Origin of the sequence: Microbacterium lacus, assembly GCF_044794305.1 — a bacterium.
GTDB classification, from domain to species: Bacteria; Actinomycetota; Actinomycetes; order Actinomycetales; family Microbacteriaceae; genus Microbacterium; species Microbacterium lacus_B.
In genome coordinates, this window is record NZ_CP084996.1 from 1,659,104 (window position 1) to 1,675,138 (window position 16,035).

13 protein-coding genes are annotated in these 16,035 nt (G+C 65.2%); 6 read left to right on the forward strand and 7 right to left on the reverse strand.

What is annotated here, in order from left to right:
* Window positions 1–99: 99 nt before the first annotated feature.
* Both LG299_RS08115 and LG299_RS08120 read left to right on the forward strand, forming a co-directional pair.
* Window positions 100–843, forward strand: a complete 744-nt coding sequence (locus LG299_RS08115) for an IclR family transcriptional regulator (protein ID WP_404434618.1) — start codon at window positions 100–102, stop codon at window positions 841–843.
* The gene (locus LG299_RS08120) at window positions 843–1,607 is read left to right on the forward strand and encodes an IclR family transcriptional regulator (protein ID WP_404434843.1); all 765 of its coding nucleotides are present in this window, start codon (window positions 843–845) and stop codon (window positions 1,605–1,607) included. Before LG299_RS08115 ends, LG299_RS08120 begins: the two co-directional genes overlap by 1 nt.
* Here the strand turns inward: LG299_RS08120 and LG299_RS08125 are convergent.
* The 3 genes from LG299_RS08125 to LG299_RS08135 form a co-directional block, all read right to left on the reverse strand.
* Window positions 1,596–2,630 (reverse strand): hypothetical protein, encoded by a 1,035-nt coding sequence (locus LG299_RS08125; protein ID WP_404434620.1) that lies wholly within the window; start codon window positions 2,628–2,630, stop codon window positions 1,596–1,598. The two genes, LG299_RS08120 and LG299_RS08125, sit on opposite strands and share 12 nt — an antisense overlap.
* A gap of 75 nt (window positions 2,631–2,705) precedes the next feature.
* Window positions 2,706–3,317 carry a hypothetical protein gene (locus LG299_RS08130; RefSeq protein WP_404434621.1) on the reverse strand — a complete coding sequence of 204 codons (612 nt, stop codon included), beginning with the start codon at window positions 3,315–3,317 and terminating at the stop codon, window positions 2,706–2,708.
* A gap of 131 nt (window positions 3,318–3,448) precedes the next feature.
* On the reverse strand, window positions 3,449–6,430 hold the full coding sequence (locus LG299_RS08135; RefSeq protein ID WP_404434623.1) for a PQQ-binding-like beta-propeller repeat protein: 2,982 nt from the start codon (window positions 6,428–6,430) through the stop codon (window positions 3,449–3,451).
* Between the two features lie 268 nt (window positions 6,431–6,698).
* Between LG299_RS08135 and LG299_RS08140 the strand changes: the two genes are divergently transcribed.
* Genes LG299_RS08140 through LG299_RS08155 form a run of 4 tightly spaced genes read left to right on the forward strand, consistent with a single transcriptional unit; the run spans window position 6,699 to window position 13,501 of the window.
* Window positions 6,699–8,138, forward strand: coding sequence for an aldehyde dehydrogenase family protein (locus tag LG299_RS08140; RefSeq protein WP_404434624.1), 1,440 nt, complete (start codon window positions 6,699–6,701; stop codon window positions 8,136–8,138).
* Window positions 8,135–8,980, forward strand: coding sequence for a citryl-CoA lyase (locus LG299_RS08145; protein WP_404434626.1), 846 nt, complete (start codon window positions 8,135–8,137; stop codon window positions 8,978–8,980). The genes LG299_RS08140 and LG299_RS08145 overlap by 4 nt, the downstream gene beginning before the upstream one ends.
* 11 nt (window positions 8,981–8,991) lie before the next feature.
* Window positions 8,992–10,755, forward strand: coding sequence for a thiamine pyrophosphate-binding protein (locus LG299_RS08150; protein ID WP_404434627.1), 1,764 nt, complete (start codon window positions 8,992–8,994; stop codon window positions 10,753–10,755).
* Window positions 10,739–13,501: a TIM barrel protein gene (locus LG299_RS08155; RefSeq protein ID WP_404434628.1), complete on the forward strand. Its 2,763-nt coding sequence runs from the start codon at window positions 10,739–10,741 to the stop codon at window positions 13,499–13,501. Before LG299_RS08150 ends, LG299_RS08155 begins: the two co-directional genes overlap by 17 nt.
* Window positions 13,502–13,564: 63 nt before the next feature.
* Here LG299_RS08155 and LG299_RS08160 read toward each other — a convergent pair whose 3' ends face one another.
* The 4 genes from LG299_RS08160 to LG299_RS08175 all read right to left on the reverse strand — a co-directional run bounded on the left by LG299_RS08160 (window position 13,565) and on the right by LG299_RS08175 (window position 16,032).
* Window positions 13,565–14,113 carry a WHG domain-containing protein gene (locus LG299_RS08160; protein ID WP_404434630.1) on the reverse strand — a complete coding sequence of 183 codons (549 nt, stop codon included), beginning with the start codon at window positions 14,111–14,113 and terminating at the stop codon, window positions 13,565–13,567.
* 43 nt (window positions 14,114–14,156) lie between these two features.
* Entirely contained in the window at window positions 14,157–14,978 is an 822-nt protein-coding gene (locus LG299_RS08165) for an alpha/beta fold hydrolase (RefSeq protein ID WP_404434631.1), read from the reverse strand.
* 125 nt (window positions 14,979–15,103) lie between these two features.
* Window positions 15,104–15,418, reverse strand: a complete 315-nt coding sequence (locus tag LG299_RS08170; RefSeq protein WP_404434633.1) for a DUF86 domain-containing protein — start codon at window positions 15,416–15,418, stop codon at window positions 15,104–15,106.
* Window positions 15,415–16,032, reverse strand: coding sequence for a nucleotidyltransferase domain-containing protein (locus tag LG299_RS08175; RefSeq protein WP_404434635.1), 618 nt, complete (start codon window positions 16,030–16,032; stop codon window positions 15,415–15,417). The genes LG299_RS08170 and LG299_RS08175 overlap by 4 nt, the downstream gene beginning before the upstream one ends.
* Window positions 16,033–16,035: the final 3 nt, after the last annotated feature.

The following is a 16,035-nucleotide window of genomic DNA, read 5'->3' on the forward strand; positions in this document are numbered from 1 at the left end:
CGAAGGTCCGGGCACGTCCACCGACTGCCCGGACCTTCGGCCCGTCCCACTCAGTAGAAATCTCGACCCGACGCCGGAACCCCGACGGATACTTCTTTCATGCGTTCTGCCCCCGGAAACGACCGCGTATCAGTGCTCGACCGCCTTCTTGCGGTGGTCGACGCGGTACGCGCGGCCGACGGATCGTCCAACATCACCGGCCTCGCCATTGCCACCGGCATCCCGAAGTCCACCGTGTCGCGCCTCGTCGGAGACCTCGTTCGGCAGCGATATCTCACGCGCGAAGACGGGAATGTCGAGATCGGCTTGCGACTGTTCGAGCTGGGAGCGCGGGCCGACATGCCTCGTCGTCTCGGCGTGGTGGCGATGCCCGTGCTGGCGGAGTTGTACAACGCAACGGGCGAGCATCTCAATCTCGCCGTGCAAGAAGGGGAAGACATGCTCTCCGTCTTCTCCGTCCAGGGCAGGCTATGCCCTGCACCGTCCCGCGCAGGAGTGCGTGTGCCGTCAATGACCACAGCCCTTGGCAAAGCTGTTCTCGCTTTCGCTGAAGATGATGCTGTGCAGACTCAGGCGATCGCCGAGCTCGATTCGCGCCAACGGGACATTCTCGAGCAAGAGTTTCACAGCATTCGGTCCCACGGAGTCGCCCTCGATCGCGGCGATACCTTCCCGGGTGTCGTGGGAGTGGCAAGCCCGGTGCTCTCCGCTGATCGTGTGCCCGTTGCGGCGATCTCGGCCGCAGGGCCGATGGACGACATGAACCCGGAACGGATCGCTCCCCTCGTGCGTCACGCCGCTCTCGTGCTGACTCGCCGCCTGGCTGCGGAGCCACCAAGGTGATGGAGGAGGATGTCGACGAGTCGATGGGGATGCTTGACCGCATGACCCGGATCCTTCAGGCGATCCAACAGAACGACCGCGGACTCGGGCTCTCGGAACTCGCCCGGCGATCTGGTTTACCGAAGTCGACGGTATCGCGGCTTGTGGGGACATTGGTGCGGCATCACTACCTGGAACGTGACGGCCGGCTGATTCACCTTGGAATGCGTGTGTTCGAGCTCGGTCAACTCACTCGAAAGCCCCGTGAGCTTCGGTCGGTAGCGCTCCCGGTGATGCTGCAGCTGCGCGACAGGACGCAGGAGAGCGTCCACCTCGCGATCCGGGATGACCGGGAGATGGTCTGTGTCGCAGTCCTGCGCGGCCGTTCGGGAACGACGTCTCGAGTGCGGGTGGGCGACCGGCTTCCCGCGCACGCGACGGCACTCGGCAAGACCATGCTGGCCCACTCCCCCGGGTCGGCACTGGATGCCGCGGTCGACGCTGGATTGGAGGCGTGGACGCCGATGACGATCACCGACGAGGTGCGGCTCCACCGGCAGCTGAATGACATTCGCGCGGGCGCGCTCGCCTCGGAGTTCGAAGAGTTCGAGCCGGACGTGGCGTGCGCGGCGAGCGCGGTCTTCACCACCCGCGGCACGTTTGCGGGGGCACTGTCGGTGTCGGGGCGTGCTGACGGCTTCGCCGTCGGAAAGGTCACGCCAGCGCTTCGCGCCGCAGGCAGAGCGGTGACGGATCGCTTGGCCGCGATAACATCAGCGCGCTGACGCACCCACCAACATCGCCCGCTCGTCCTGACGCGCCTGTTCGATGCGAGTCTCGATCATTTCCTCACGGCGGCGGCGGTCGCGCCAGAGCAACCACAGCAGCAGGAGGGCGATCGTGAGCGTGACCAATTGCGGCCAGGGCATCGCCACCACCAATGACGTGGCCTCGACGGGGGCGACGGCTCCGGGGGCGAGCTCATCCGTCACGGGCTCCGCGACCGCAATCACTTGGGCTGAGTAGGCGAACAACGGCCAGGCCGGCGGGAACGACACGGTTTCTGATCGCGTCTCGCCCGGCGCAATTTCCACAATCGACTCGCCCGCGAGGGTGAACGAGACCAGGCCGAACAGAGCACTCACCGTGATCTGCGGCTCGACGGACAGCCGGGTGTTGCCCCTGTTCTCGACCATGTAGTCGACGTCGAGGCGCCCAGGATCGAAGGGATTCCACGATCCCGCGTACGCACCGGAGACATCCGTAACGAGGCTCGGAGCGAGTTCACCCGTGACACGGGTCATCACCCGAAACCCGATACGGGATTCGATGCCGACTTGGTCGTCTCCGCCAGAACGGATTCCGGCCGCAATTCCCGCCGGATGATCGCCGGGGGTCGCGTTTTCGGGGACGGTGAGGGTGAACGGGACGATCACGTCACCACCTGATGGCACTTCGACCGTGTCTTGGATGTCGATCCAAGTGCCGGCGTCGACCGACGTCTGATCGGAGGTCAGCATGTTGAATCGGCCGGTGTCGGTGAAGTATCCGTCGGCCGCGGACAGGTGGAAGGTCACGGTCGAGGGACTGAGGTTGCGCACGAGGAGGTACTCGTCGACGGACTCCCCCGGGTCAAGTTCGAGTTCGACCCACGACCGACCGTCTTCGCGGGCGCCATCGCTCGGCCGCACCATCCAGGTGATCTCGCCCTCGGGTTGGTCGGCGGCGTACGCGGCCGGCACCGACGAGAAGAAGAGTGCCGCGAGAGCGACGACAGCAATAGCGGCACGACTAAGGAGGCGGGTCATGTGAGCCTTCGGACCGGGGTGGGGCGGGGGCGCTGCACCAACGGGTGTGCGGCGCCCCCGCATCGGGGTTTGGTGTTATTCGAACAGCGAGAGGGTGAGGACGGAGGTGTAGTCGCCGGTCGCCGCATCTGTGGCGTCGACCTTCAACTGCAGTCCGGCCGTCGCACTCCACGAGCCCTGTTCGTAGGTCTCCGCTTGGTCGTAGTTCGCATAGAGCAGCTCCCCGTCGGCGTAGGCCAGGCCCTCGCTACCGGGGTCGTCCACGACGGTCTCGATGTCGCCACCGGGTTCGATCGAGGGACCGTAGTTGCCCGCGAGCGCGGGGGTCCAACCGAGGTGGTCGGCGGTGATCGCGTCGACGCCGCTGACGAAGTCGCTCGCGGTGCCGAGCACGTACCAGGGATCGTCGGGAACTTCCGACCGGGTGTCGGTGACCGTCACGTTCGGCAGAGTGCCGGTGAACTCACGCACCAGCGGATCACCGCTGTCGATCTCGGTCAGCGCTGTCTGGTCTGCGTCGACGGTGAGAGCGAGCACCCCAGACGGGTACCGTTCGGTGACCGCGACAGTGATGTCGACATCCGCGCCGTCGACCTCCTCTGCCCCGGCCGCCGACGTGCCCGCCGCAGCCACCAGCAGTGCACCGAACGCCACCGCACCTACACGGGTGATAATCGTCTTGTTCATCATTGAATCTCCTTCTGTTTCAGTGGTTCGCCCCGGTCGCGAGACTGCCCGACCTGCGGATGCAGTCTCCGACCAGAACACGTGTGACGTGCGAGGCGGCAGACCTGAGTCGCCGCCTCGCACGCCGAGTGCTAGCCGCTCGCGGGGAACGCTCCGAACGGAGCGGTCTTCGTTCGCGTCTGCGTCTCGCCGACGACTACCGTCGTCGCCGTGATCGTGGCCTCACCGGGTGTTATTGAGGACCCACGTGTGTTGATCGATGCCGTGACCGTCTCTCCCGGAGCAACAGCGGTGAACGTCTTGCCACCGAATTGCGTCGAGATCACGATGTCTGCGGGCACCGACGCGTTGTTTGTGGCCGACACCGAGAGAAACACCTTGCTCCCGAGCAGCCGCGGCGTTGCCGAGACATTCAGCGTGTCCTTGATGACCGTCACGGTTGCGGTAGAGCTCAGTTGCTCCTGCACCCCCGTAGCGCCCAGCACGTTCGCCCGCACCGTCAGTGCGACCTCGCCGGAAGGAACGTTGTTGTCGATATCCGCCTTCTCGAACTGGAGGATGAGACGGTTCCTGTTCGCCGTCACCCTCGAGGGTTCGATGGGCGTCGTCGACAGCGGGGCGATGAGTACCGCTCCGCTTTCATAGGTGTACCCGGCCGGCAGTTCGAAGTGCGCAGTGAGCTTGCCGGTCACGTCCGTGAACAGCCCGGACGGAGAACTCAGGTCGAGCACGTCAGGTCGGAACGTCAGCGCGCCGGCTGTGTCCTGCGGGTCGAGGTAGACCTCGATCTTTCCCGTGGGACGCGGGTCGGTGCAGTCGTTGAAGAAGTACTCGCCCGCACGATCGAACGTGTGCTCGTACGTCTCGCCCGGCTGCAGCTTGACGTTGAACTCGCCCTCGAAGTATTGCGTTGCGCAGTGCGGCTTGAGGTTGGGGAAGTTCGGGAACGTCTCTGCACCGGGGTTGCGGAAGGTCACCGTCGCTCCGACCGGTACCCGCAGGTGCGTCGGCTGCACTGCGTTCGCTGACACGCTGTCTTGCGCGGCTGCGGTGTCGGCGGTGCGGCTGCTCCGGGCGAGCAGCACCGTGTTTTGCACGGTCTCGCCCGCAACGGCCCCGCCACTGACAGGGCGTCGGATGGACAGTGGTGCCGTGTCAGGACCTTCTTGGCTGCCCGACTCGGTCGTGTACGTGCCACCGAGTTTGAAGGCCCACAGAGAGTCGCCCTGGGTGACCGAGCCGCCGTAGGGGTTGGTCGCACCGGCGGCGAAGACCGCGACGTACTGCTCCCCGTCGACCTCATACGTGATCGGCGCCGAGGCGATGCCCGAACCGGTTTGGAAGTCCCACAGCACATCGCCGCTCGCGGCATCCATCGTCAGCAGTCGTCCGTCGATCTGACCAACGAAGAGCAGGTCGGATGCTGTGGTCAGCGGTCCTTGTCCGTGCGACATGTCGGTACCGAGGTGGTTCTCCCAGGCCACAGCGCCGGTCGAGGCGTTGTAGGCCAGGATTCCGCCGGTCTGGTACTGCCCGATCGCCCGCTGGCCGTTGGCCGAGGCGCCGTTCCAGTGCGCCACCGGGTTGGTGCCGTACGGGAAGTACACGAGGTTCGTGCTGTGACTGTACGAGTTGTTCGACCAGTCGCCGCCGCCGTTCTGGCTCGTCGTCGACAGGATCGGCACATCCCACTGGGGGTCGTACATGCAGCCTTCGCGGTGCCCGGAGGATCCCTCGGGATACGTGAGGTACGGCTCGTCGACGGCGACGTAGCTGTCGGGGTTGAACACGAGGTTGCCTTCGGCATCAGGCTGGTAGCCGTTGTAGTTCGGCACCGCACGCCACGGATTTCCCGGGATGTTGTCGGCGTCGAGCTTCTCCCACACGACGCAGTCCGGCAACAGACGCTCGGCGGGGAACGGCTGAGTGTCGGGCTGGACCTGACGGGAGTCTGTGATCATCGGCTTGTCGATCACCGGGAGAACCGGCTGACCGTTGGTGCGATCGAGCACGAACTGGTGACCCGACTTGCTGCCGTAGAACGCCACCTTGCGCTCCACGCCATCGACCTCGATGTCGGCGAGCGTCGGCGGGTGCACATTGTCCATGTCCCACACGTCATGTCGGATGGACTGGTAGTGCCACTTGTAGTCGCCGGTCGCGGCGTCGACGGCGACCATGGTGCTGGAGAACAGGTTGTCGCCGGGTCGCAGCGAACCGTTCTGCGACGACGTGCAGCTGCGCGCGTTGCCGAAGGTCATGTAGTACATGTTCAATTCGGGATCCACTGCACCATGCATCCAGGGGGCGGCGCCGGCCACGAGCGCGCAGTCCGTGCCGTTGTCCAGGACGGGACCCCAGGTCTCAGACGCGTCAAATGTCACTCCGTCGACACCGGTGAACTCCTCCCCGCGCTGCGGCCCACCGAAGAAGTGCCAGAGGTACGCTCCATCATCGGCATCGAGTGCCACGACCGCGCCGCGGTTTCCATCCGCTGCATGGCCGTAAACGATCCCGTCGTTGTACACCGTGGCTACTTTGCCGAACCCGCCGAGACTCTCACCCTCGGGGCCTCTCGCCTGGACCGCCCACACTTCGTCGCCCGTTTCCTGGTCGAGCGCGACGACGCGGCTGCCACCTGCCAGCGTGAAGATCATGCCGTCGCCGGCCGAGACGCCTCGGCGGGTTCCGGAGAGCCCGTAGCTGCCACCCTCCCACTTCCAGATCGCGTCGCCCGATGCGCCGTCAACGGCGATTACCCCGCCGCTGGGCGTATCCAGGTAGATCACGCCCTCCACGACGATGGGGGTCGTCTGCTGGCCGGTGTCGTCGCTTGCCGGTTCAACTGCCGACACATGCGTACGCCATGTCGGTGCGAGCTGCGCGAGATTCTCCTTCGCGATCTGCGTCAAGCCGGAGTAGTGCTGGTTGCCGAGATTGCCGCCGACTGTCGGCATGTCGGCGCCGGTTGGCTCGAGCCCTGTGAGCCCTGCGGGGGGCACCGGTTCGGATCCCGTTCCCAGCGCCGTGGCGGGCGAAGCTGCGACCGCCAGAGATAGCGCAAGTGCGCTGACCCCGGCAATTCCTAGTCCTGTCCTGAATGATCTGCGCACTGCTCTCTCCTTGATCGTCATCGATCAGATGCAAAGGCGGTGCGTGCCCGCCTCACGTCTCTGGGGATGTCGCCGACCGCACTCCGAAACTGGGGGATCAGAGCCTCCGGTCAGCTCCCCGGAGGCTAGACCGCGCCTTCGTTTGCGAGCAACCGAATGGCCCACCGAGTGGTACTCCCCCGCTGAGTGGGACAGCCCTTGGTCGAAGGGAGCGAGCCTGAATAGCATTCGGCAGGCAGCATGTGCCTTCCCATGGACGGAGAAAGTGATGGCTTCATCAGCGAGCAAGCCGCTCTCGGCCGCGCAAGCGGAGGAGCTCGATGACGTGTTCGCGCGGGCTCGTGCGGCGTTTGCAATCATCGAGACGTACGACCAGGAGCGGGTCGATCGCCTGATTCGCGCGGTCGCGTGGGCGGTGGCGAATCGCTCCGCGTTCCATCGCCTGGTCGAGATGGGCATCGAAGAGTCCGGGCTCGGCGACTTCGGCAGCCGAATGAACAAGCGGATGAAGATCCGCGGCGTTCTCCGCGACGCACTCAGAAGCCCCTCCGTAGGCATCATCGAGGAGGACCGCGAACGTGGTCTGGTCAAGTACGGAAAGCCGGTGGGGGTCATCGGCTGCGTCGTCCCGACCACAAACCCTGACCTGACCCCTGCGGGCAACGCGATCTACGCGATCAAGGCGCGCAACGTCGTCGTCTTCTCCCCGCACCCGCGTTCCCAGCACACGACGCTCGAGACTGTACGCCTGATGCGCGAGGCGCTCGTCGCCGAGGGGGCACCCGCCGACATCCTCCAGTGCATCACTCTTCCGAGTCTCACTGCATCGCAAGAGATCATGAGTCGCTCCGACCTCGTCATCGCCACCGGCGGCCAGGGACTCGTCCGCGCCGCGTACAGCTCGGGCACCCCCGCGTACGGGGTGGGCGCCGGCAACGCGACCGAGTTCGTCGACGAAACCGCTGACCTGCAAGAAACAGCACGCAACTGCATGCTCTCCAAGACCTCAGACTTCGGCTCGGGCTGCTCGGCGGACGGAAACGTTCTCGTCCCGTCCAGTCGGTATCAGGGAATGCTCGACGCTCTCCAGAGCGAGGGGGGCTATCTCGCCACCACCGATCAGCGCGATGCGCTGCAGCGAGTGATGTGGGACGACGAAGGACACCGGCTTGCCGACACGGTGGCGGTCTCGCCGCAGGCGCTGGCTGCGGCAGCGGGCTTCAGCATCCCCGACGACCGTCGCTTCATCCTCGTCGAAGGCGACGGGATCGGCGAAGACAAGCAGTTCTGCAAAGAGAAGCTCACCACTCTGATGGCCGTCCACCAGTACGAGGGCAGCTTCGAAGACGGCGTCGAACTCGCCAAGCGACTCTATGACATCGGCGGCAAGGGCCACTCGTGCGGCATCGCGTCGACCGACGACGCGCACATCGACTACTTCGCGCGGCACATGCCCGTCTCTCGCATCATGGTCCGCCAGCCCAATTCCAAAGCGAACGCCGGCTCGTTCACCAACGGGATGCCGATGACATCGTCGATGGGATGCGGGACGTGGGGCGGCAACATCACCTCTGAGAACGTCGCCCTGCGGCACTACATGAACACGACGTGGGTCTCGCGGACGATCGCCGAGGACCGCCCGACTGACGAGGAGTTGTTCGGCGACTTCTACGACGCCACCCTCGAAGAGACGGGATCTGTCCGATGACCGAGTCCTCCCCCGACGAGATTCTGGACGAAGCGCGCCGGTGGTGGTCGACCGAGATCATCGACGTGCGCCCGGGCGAGATCGACCTGCGCGGCTACCCCGTGCAGGAATTGATCGGAAACGTCAGCTTCGTCGACACGATCTACCTCATGCTTCGCGGCGAACTGCCCTCGCGCGCGCAGGCCGCGCTCCTGGAGGCGGCCCTCGTGGCCTCGGTCGATCACGGACCCCACGCGCCCTCGATCGCCATTGCGCGGATGGCGACGACCTGCGGCGCGCGCATCAACGGCGCGATGGCCTCGGCAATCAACGTGCTGGACGACGTCCACGGCGGCCCTGGCCAACAGTGCATGGAGCTGTACCTCGAGATCGACGAAGAAGCGCAGCGCTCCGGTGATGTCGCCGCGGCGACCCGCGTCGTGCTCGAACGCCGGCGCGCCGAAGGCGAGAAGTACGTCCCCGGGTTCGGGCACCGTTGGCATCCGTTGGATCCGCGTACCCCGCGCCTGCTTGCGCTGGTGGATGCCGCGACCGCCGACGGTTCGGTCAGCGGTCGGTTCGCCACCATCGGTCGCGCTGTCGAAGAGGCCATCAGTGAAGGCAAGCCGAAGACTATCCCGATGAACATCGACGGAGTCACAGCCATCATCTACTGCGAGCTCGGCATGACTCCCGAACTCGGGCGAGGAGTCTTCATCCTCTCTCGCTCGGTCGGAATCCTCGCGCACGCCCACGAGCAGTCACAGCAGGGGGGCCGCATCAAGGGCCCGATGCCGAAGTCCATCGGGTACACCTACACCGGACCCACCCGACGATCCGTGCCCGAAGAGCGGCACAAGTGAAGGAGAACGACATGAAGGACCTGGTCTCCAACCAGATCGTCCGCTACCTGGAGGCACGCGAGGTCGAGCACATCTTCGGATTGTGCGGGCACACGAACATCGCTCTGCTCGCCGCGCTCGAAAAGAGCGCGAGCATCTCGTTCATCAACGTTCGCCACGAACAGATCGCCGCGCATGCGGCGGATGGGTATGCGCGCGCGTCCAAGCGCACGGGCGTCGTGTTGACCCACTTGGGGCCGGGCTTGACGAATGCAGCTACCGGTGTGGCGAACGCGGCGCTTGACTCGATTCCGATGGTGGTGATCGCGGGCGACGTTCCGAGCCACTATTACGGCAAGCATCCGCATCAAGAAATCAACCTTCACGCGGATGCCGCGCAGTGGGAGATCTATCGTCCCTTCGTCAAGCGCGCGTGGCGCGTAGACCAAGCCCACCTCATCGCAGAAGTGCTCGACAAGGCCTTCACCCTCGCCGAAAGTGGGCGCCCCGGGCCGGTCCTCGTCGACGTGCCCATGGATGTGTTCTCGGCCGAAGTCGACGTGGCGTTGTTTGACAAGGTGATCAGCAACACGCGGTCGCTGGCGAAGCCGACCATCGAGGAGGCAGTCGCCGAGCAGATCGTGCAGAACCTCATCGACGCCGATCGACCCGTGCTTTACGTGGGCGGCGGAATCGTCGCCGCCGACGCCGCCGCCGAGCTCAAAGAGTTTGCCGAAATCCTGTCGCTCCCCGTCGCTCACAGCCTGATGGGCAAGGGCGCCCTCCCCGACGACAGCCCCCTGGTGCTCGGAATGACGGGTTTCTGGGGGACGGCGTTCGTGAACGACACCACCCGGACCGCCGATTGGATCCTGGCGCTCGGAACCCGGTTCGCCGAGGCCGATTCGAGCTCGTGGTACTCCGAGTACACGTTCGATATCCCCGCCACCAAGCTCATGCAGATCGACATCGATCCGGCCGAACTCGGACGCAACTACCCGCTCGAGATCGGGGCACTCGCCGACCTCAAGTCGGCCCTGACCGTGTTGATACGCGTCGCGCGACGGATGCTGCCATCCGGCGTGCAGCGCGACGAACTGCTTGCGAAGGTCGCAGAGAACCGGGCGACGCTGAAGAGCCAGAATGCGCAAGCACAGGCATCCGACGCATGGCCGATGCGACCCGAGCGGATCCTCTCCGAGACCCGCGCCGTCCTCCCGGCCGACGCGATTATCACCACCGATGTCGGTTGGAACAAGAACGGCGTCGGGCAACAGTTCGACATCCTCACCCCCGGAACCTTCCTCACCCCGGGCGGGTTCGCCACGATGGGATTCGGCGCTCCGGCAGCCGTCGGCGCGAAGATCGCCCACCCCGATCGGGTTGTGGTCTCATTGGTCGGCGATGGCGGGTTCGGCCAGAACCCTGCCGTTCTCGCCACTGCGCGCGAAGAGAATGTCGCCGTCGTGTGGGTCGTCATGAACAACAACGCCTTCGGCACCATCGCCGGGCTCGAGAAGGCAGCGTTCGACACCACCTACGGGACCGTGTTCGGCAAGGGCGATGACCCGATGTACACGAACTTCGCCGCGATCGCCGAAGCGTACGGCGTGACCGGCGTCAAGGTCGACTCGGCGGCAGAGTTCCGACCCGCTCTCGAGCGCGCGATCGCGCTGGGCGCACCGGTCGTGATCGACGTGTCGATGGTGAACGTACCGACACCGACGGCTGGCCACTGGAACATCATGGACATCTACTCCCCCGGTGAGACGGTTCACCATGTCGCGACAGACTGACCCTGACATGAACTCGGCGGGCGCCCCGCGGCTCTCGATCTCAACGGTGTGCCTCTCCGGCACGCTCGAAGATAAGCTGCGGGCCGCCGCCGAGGCCGGATTCGTCGGTGTCGAACTGCTCGAATACGACCTGGTGATGTCGGCGTGGTCGCCGCGCGAGATCGCGGATGTCGCCGCAGATCTCGGCCTGTCAATCGACGTCTATCAACCGATTCACGTCGAGACCATCCCGCCGGCTCTGTTCGAGAAGAGCATGCGCCACGCCGAGCGCAAGTTCGCTCTGCTGGCCGAACTCGGCGCCGCGGTGCTCGTCTGCTGCTCGACGAAGACCGTGGATGGGCTCGACGACGACGACCTCGCCGCCCGGCAGATGCGCGCCTTGGCTGACCGGGCGCAGCAACACGGCATCCGGCTCGCCTATGAGGCAGTGCCCTGGGGGCGCGTGCGCACACACGAGGAGGCGTTGCGTCTGATCCAGCGCGTCGACCACCCGGCTCTCGGACTGTGTCTCGACAGCTTCCATGTGCTCACCCAGAACAACGACCCCACGGTGGTTGCGCACATCCCGGCCGACAAGGTCTTTCACGTGCAGCTCGCCGACGCGCCGCGCACCAACATGGATACCCGCGAGTGGAGCCTCCACCACCGGATGTTCCCTGGCCAAGGCGTGCTCGATGTCACCGGGTTCCTTCGCACCGTCCTCGCCGCTGGCTACACCGGTCCGATGGCGCTCGAGGTGTTCAACGACATCTATCAGCAGGAAGACCCGCGGCACACAGCCACCGACGCGATGCGCTCCCTTCTCGCGCTCGCTGAATCCGTGGGCCTGCGGGGGGCGTTCTCGAGTCGGCAGGACTCCTCAGCGATCGAGCTTCCTCCGGCCCCCGACCTCGGCGCGATCGCGTTCGCCGAACTGGCCGTCGATGGGGTGTCGGCTCCGCTCGTTTCGCGAGCACTGACGGCGTTGGGTTTCGTGCACGCCGGTCAGCATCGTTCTATGCCAGTCCAGCTCTGGGAGCAGGGTGAGGCTCGGATCGTGTTGAACCTCGCACCCCAACGGTCGATCGACGCCGCCACCGCGTCGATCGCCGCGCTTGGAGTCGAGAGCGTCGACCCTGCCGCGTCGGCTCGACGGGCGGATCGCCTCCTGGCGCCGAAACTCCCCCGCCCGCGCAAGCCCGATGAGAGCGACCTCAACTCCGTCGCGATGCCGGATGGCACGGCTCTGTTCTTCTGCGACACCGGCCGCGAACGCCACTGGATGGATGACTTCGAACGGACCCAAGCATCCGCCGTCTCTTCACCGCTCCTCAGCGAAATCGACCACGTCTCGATCACCGAATCGATCGATGACTTCGATCAGACCGCGCTGTTCTTTCGCACGGTTCTCGGCCTGATCCCTGGGCAGTCCACTGAGATCACCGCGCCGTTCGGAATGGTCCGCAGTTGGTCGGCCAGCGACCCCGGTGGTCGCGTTCGCATCACCCTGAGCACCACGCCACTTCGCCGGGGCGACTGGGCTCCGGGCGTCTCGAATCCCCAACTCGTCGGCTTCGCCACCGAAGACGCCATCGCCACCGCGCAGGTCATGCGAGAGCGCGGCGCTCCGATTCTGAAGATGCCCGACAACTACTACGACGACCTCGACGCCCGTTTGTCGTTGCCCACTGACTTCATCCAGAGTCTGCGCGAGCACTCGATTCTGTACGACCGTGACGAGCAGGGTGAGTTCCTCCACTTCTTCACCGAGATGCTCGGCTCACGGGTGTTCTTCGAGGTCGTCCAACGTGTCGGCGGCTACCGCGGCTTCGGCGCTCCCCACAGCACCCCCCTGAGGATGGCCGCGCACCGCAGGCAACGAATGAGCACGCTCGCGAGCGCGCCGACCTTCGCCTCCGCCGACGACCGACACCAGTACTCGCTCGCGCACCTGACGGCGCTGAGCCTTTCGCCCCCGGAATTGGTGGATGCTGCGGCCGCGGCGGGCTACCGCTACGTTGGCCTGCGAATGACCAAGGTCACCATGGAGGAGCCCCACTACCCCCTGACCTACGACCCAGCGCTCATGCGCGCCACCAAGACGCACCTCGCGGCCACCGGGGTGGAAGTGTTGGACATCGAGCTTGCCCGGATCACTTCTGGAGACAACCCGCGTGACTACCTGCGCTTTCTCGAAGCCGGCGCCGAGCTCGGCGCTCGGCACGTGATCACCCAGCTGCCGGATGCGGATTTCGCCCGCAAGACCGACCGGTTCGCCGAGCTGTGCCAACTGGCGCTGCCCCTCGGTCTGACGATCGACCTCGAGTTTCCGTCGTGGACGGAGACACCCAATCTGACAGAGGCCACCCGCGTACTCCGGGCAGCCGACCAGCCCAACGCCGGCCTCCTCATCGACCTGCTGCACTTCACACGGTCGCGATCCAGCCTCGATGAGCTCCGAGCGTTGCCTCCCGAGTGGTTCCACTATGCCCACGTGTGTGATGCGCCCGGCGAAATCCCCACGAGCACGGCTGATCTGATTCACACCGCGCGCTTCGAGAGGCTGTTTCCCGGAGACGGCGAGATCGACATGCTCAGCATCCTCGACGCATTGCCTGCCGGCATCCCCTACGCACTGGAGATTCCGCGCGCAAAGCTCGTCGCCCAGGTCGGGGGCAAGGAACACTCTCGCCTCGCAATCGCCGCCGCGCGTCGTCACCTCGATGCCGTCGCGGTTTCCGCGCCGCGGGAGTCGCCCACCAAGTGAGCGGCGGATGCCGCATCACCGCTTGTCGCACCTCGATCACTGCATTGCGGTGGTGCTTCCGAATCACTCAGACGAATCGGCTGACGTCGCGTCCACGACTTCGCTCCAGTGTGCCAGAGCGATGATGAAGCCGTTTATGAGCCTCTCGAAGCTCCGGTCGATGTCCGCACTGAGCGCGAAACCGCCGGATGCTTCGTACGAAACGAATCCGTGGAGCGCAGAGCGGAACGCACGGATCGCGTCGATCGCGTCATCGCCGCCCAGCCTGTACGAAGTGAGAACGTCGGCGACGATCTGGACGACCTCCAGCGCCACTGCCTCGTTCTCGATATCGCCTGGTTCGGGCACCGCATTCGACGCCACATATCGGCCCGGGTGCACGAGAGCCCAGTTGCGGTACGCGTGAGACATCGCATGGATAGCACCCGCACCCGAGCGACCGACCGTCGCGCGAGCGAGCACTTCGCCGAGTTCGCGCTGCGACTGGATCGCAACACTGCGGTGGAGACCGGCCAGGGAGTCCATGTGCTTGTACAACGAGGGCTGTCGCACGCCGAGGCGTTCGGCAAGCGCCGCCAGCGTCACCTTGTCGAGCCCGACTTCGTCGGCCATGACGGCCGCCTCGTTGGTGACCCGATCGCGCGAGAGGCCGGCCCTAGGCACCATGTACCGCCGTCAAGAAGTCGAGAACCGCCGCTGCCGTGATCTCAGGCTGTTGCGCCTGCGGGTAGTGTCCGGCATCTGGAACCATGACGACCTTTCCATTGAGTGCCTCCCCGACGAATCGAGCTTCGGCAGCGGGATCCTTGAAGTCGGGGTCCTTTTCACCCATGATGACGAGAATTGGCGCGGTGACAGCCCCGAGCTTCGCCTCGGCAGGGTCGTGCGTCGTCTGCTGGGTGGTGAGTGAGAATGCCTTGCCGTACGGCTTGCGCTTCAGGCTGTCGATCACGGTGGTGCGGTACTCCTCGAAGTCGGCCGGTTTCTTTCCGGCATACAGCGTCGGCATGTACGCCTTCCAGACGGGCGCGATCCACAGCGGCGCCATCATCACGCGGAACATGCCGCGGGTGAAGGCGTTCGACGGCGGGTTGCGCACGAAGGGGCCGACGAGAACAAGCCCGTCGACCTGAGCTGGGTGATCCGCGGCGACGATCACGGCCGCACCCGCAGCCAGAGAGTTGCCGACGATCACCGCCGACTCGCCGAGTTCAGCGATCAGGGCCTGCACATCCCCCGCGGTCTCGACGTCACCGTACGAAGCGAACGACGTATCGCTGTCACCGTGACCACGAAGATCGGTCGTGGCTACCGTGAAGCCTGCGGCGACCAACTCCGGAATCAGTTGGCGGTAGGACGAGCGCAGCTCGCCCATGCCAGGAACCAGAACGACGAGGGGCCCCGCACCCCGGATGTCGTAGGCGACGCGCCCGTCTGGGCGGGTGATGTATCGCGTGGCGGGGGTTGTCGTTGTCATTTAGCTATAGTGCATCCCTTTTTAGCTATTGTCAATAGCTTTAGCCGTGTTCCCAGCGACGGCTGCTCGGAGGTCACGCTTCGGGGATGTCGCGCCCGAATGTCTCGAGCGTGATCACATCGGGCTCAGGCTGCTTCCAGCGCAGGCAGATGCGACTCGATCACGTCCCGAACGGTGTCAGGATCCACTCCGAAGTATTGGTGCACAAGGATGTTTCGGAGCCCGCGGATCTGCGGCCACGCGATCTCTGGATGCGTGTCGGTGATCTCCGCAGGGAGGTGGACGACGGCTTCGCCGATGATCTGAAGGTTTCTTTCGACGGCGTCTTCGGCCATGTCGACGAGGTCGCGATCCTCGCTGGTCAGAGACGTGAGGTAGCGGCTGCATCGGTTGATCGCCTGGAGGATGTCGGCGATCCTTTGCTGGGTTCCGCGAGTCACAGCGCTACGGCGTCGACGAGCGCGGACTCTGAGATCGGACGTTTGAGTAATTGCACCGGAAAGATGTCGATGTCGTCTCGGCCAAACAGTTCCCGGGTCTCTTCGAGCAGCCCGCTCGCCCTCATGAGCAGGTTCCCGTCCGCGGGATCCATTTCGACCAGAATGTCGATATCACTACTGTCGTCAGCATCGCCGCGAGCGACGGACCCGAAGAGCCGCGGGTTCCTCGCCGCGTACTTCGCAAGGAGGGCGTCAAGTTCGCCGCGGCGCGCGTCGATGACCTCGCGCAACGCGAGACTCGACCTGGTCACGACACCCATAAGTTCAGGGTACCGGGCGAGCGCGACGCGCGAACGGTCGGATTTGGCGCGCCAATCGCTTTGTTCAGAGTCGCGCCCAGGATCGCCAACCGCCGCGAGAGTCACTACCGCTGCCACGGCCATCACGGTTGCGTCGACGGGGAGCATCGCGCATCCCGCCGACGTGTCCTCGTACTCGCAACTGCGCCACGGCTGGAAGAAGTAGACGACCGTGACTATCGCCCCAACGAGTGCGACAAGCGCGCTCCCGGCAACCAACCATCCGCGAACCCTTGCTCCATGGTCCGAGCCCACGAC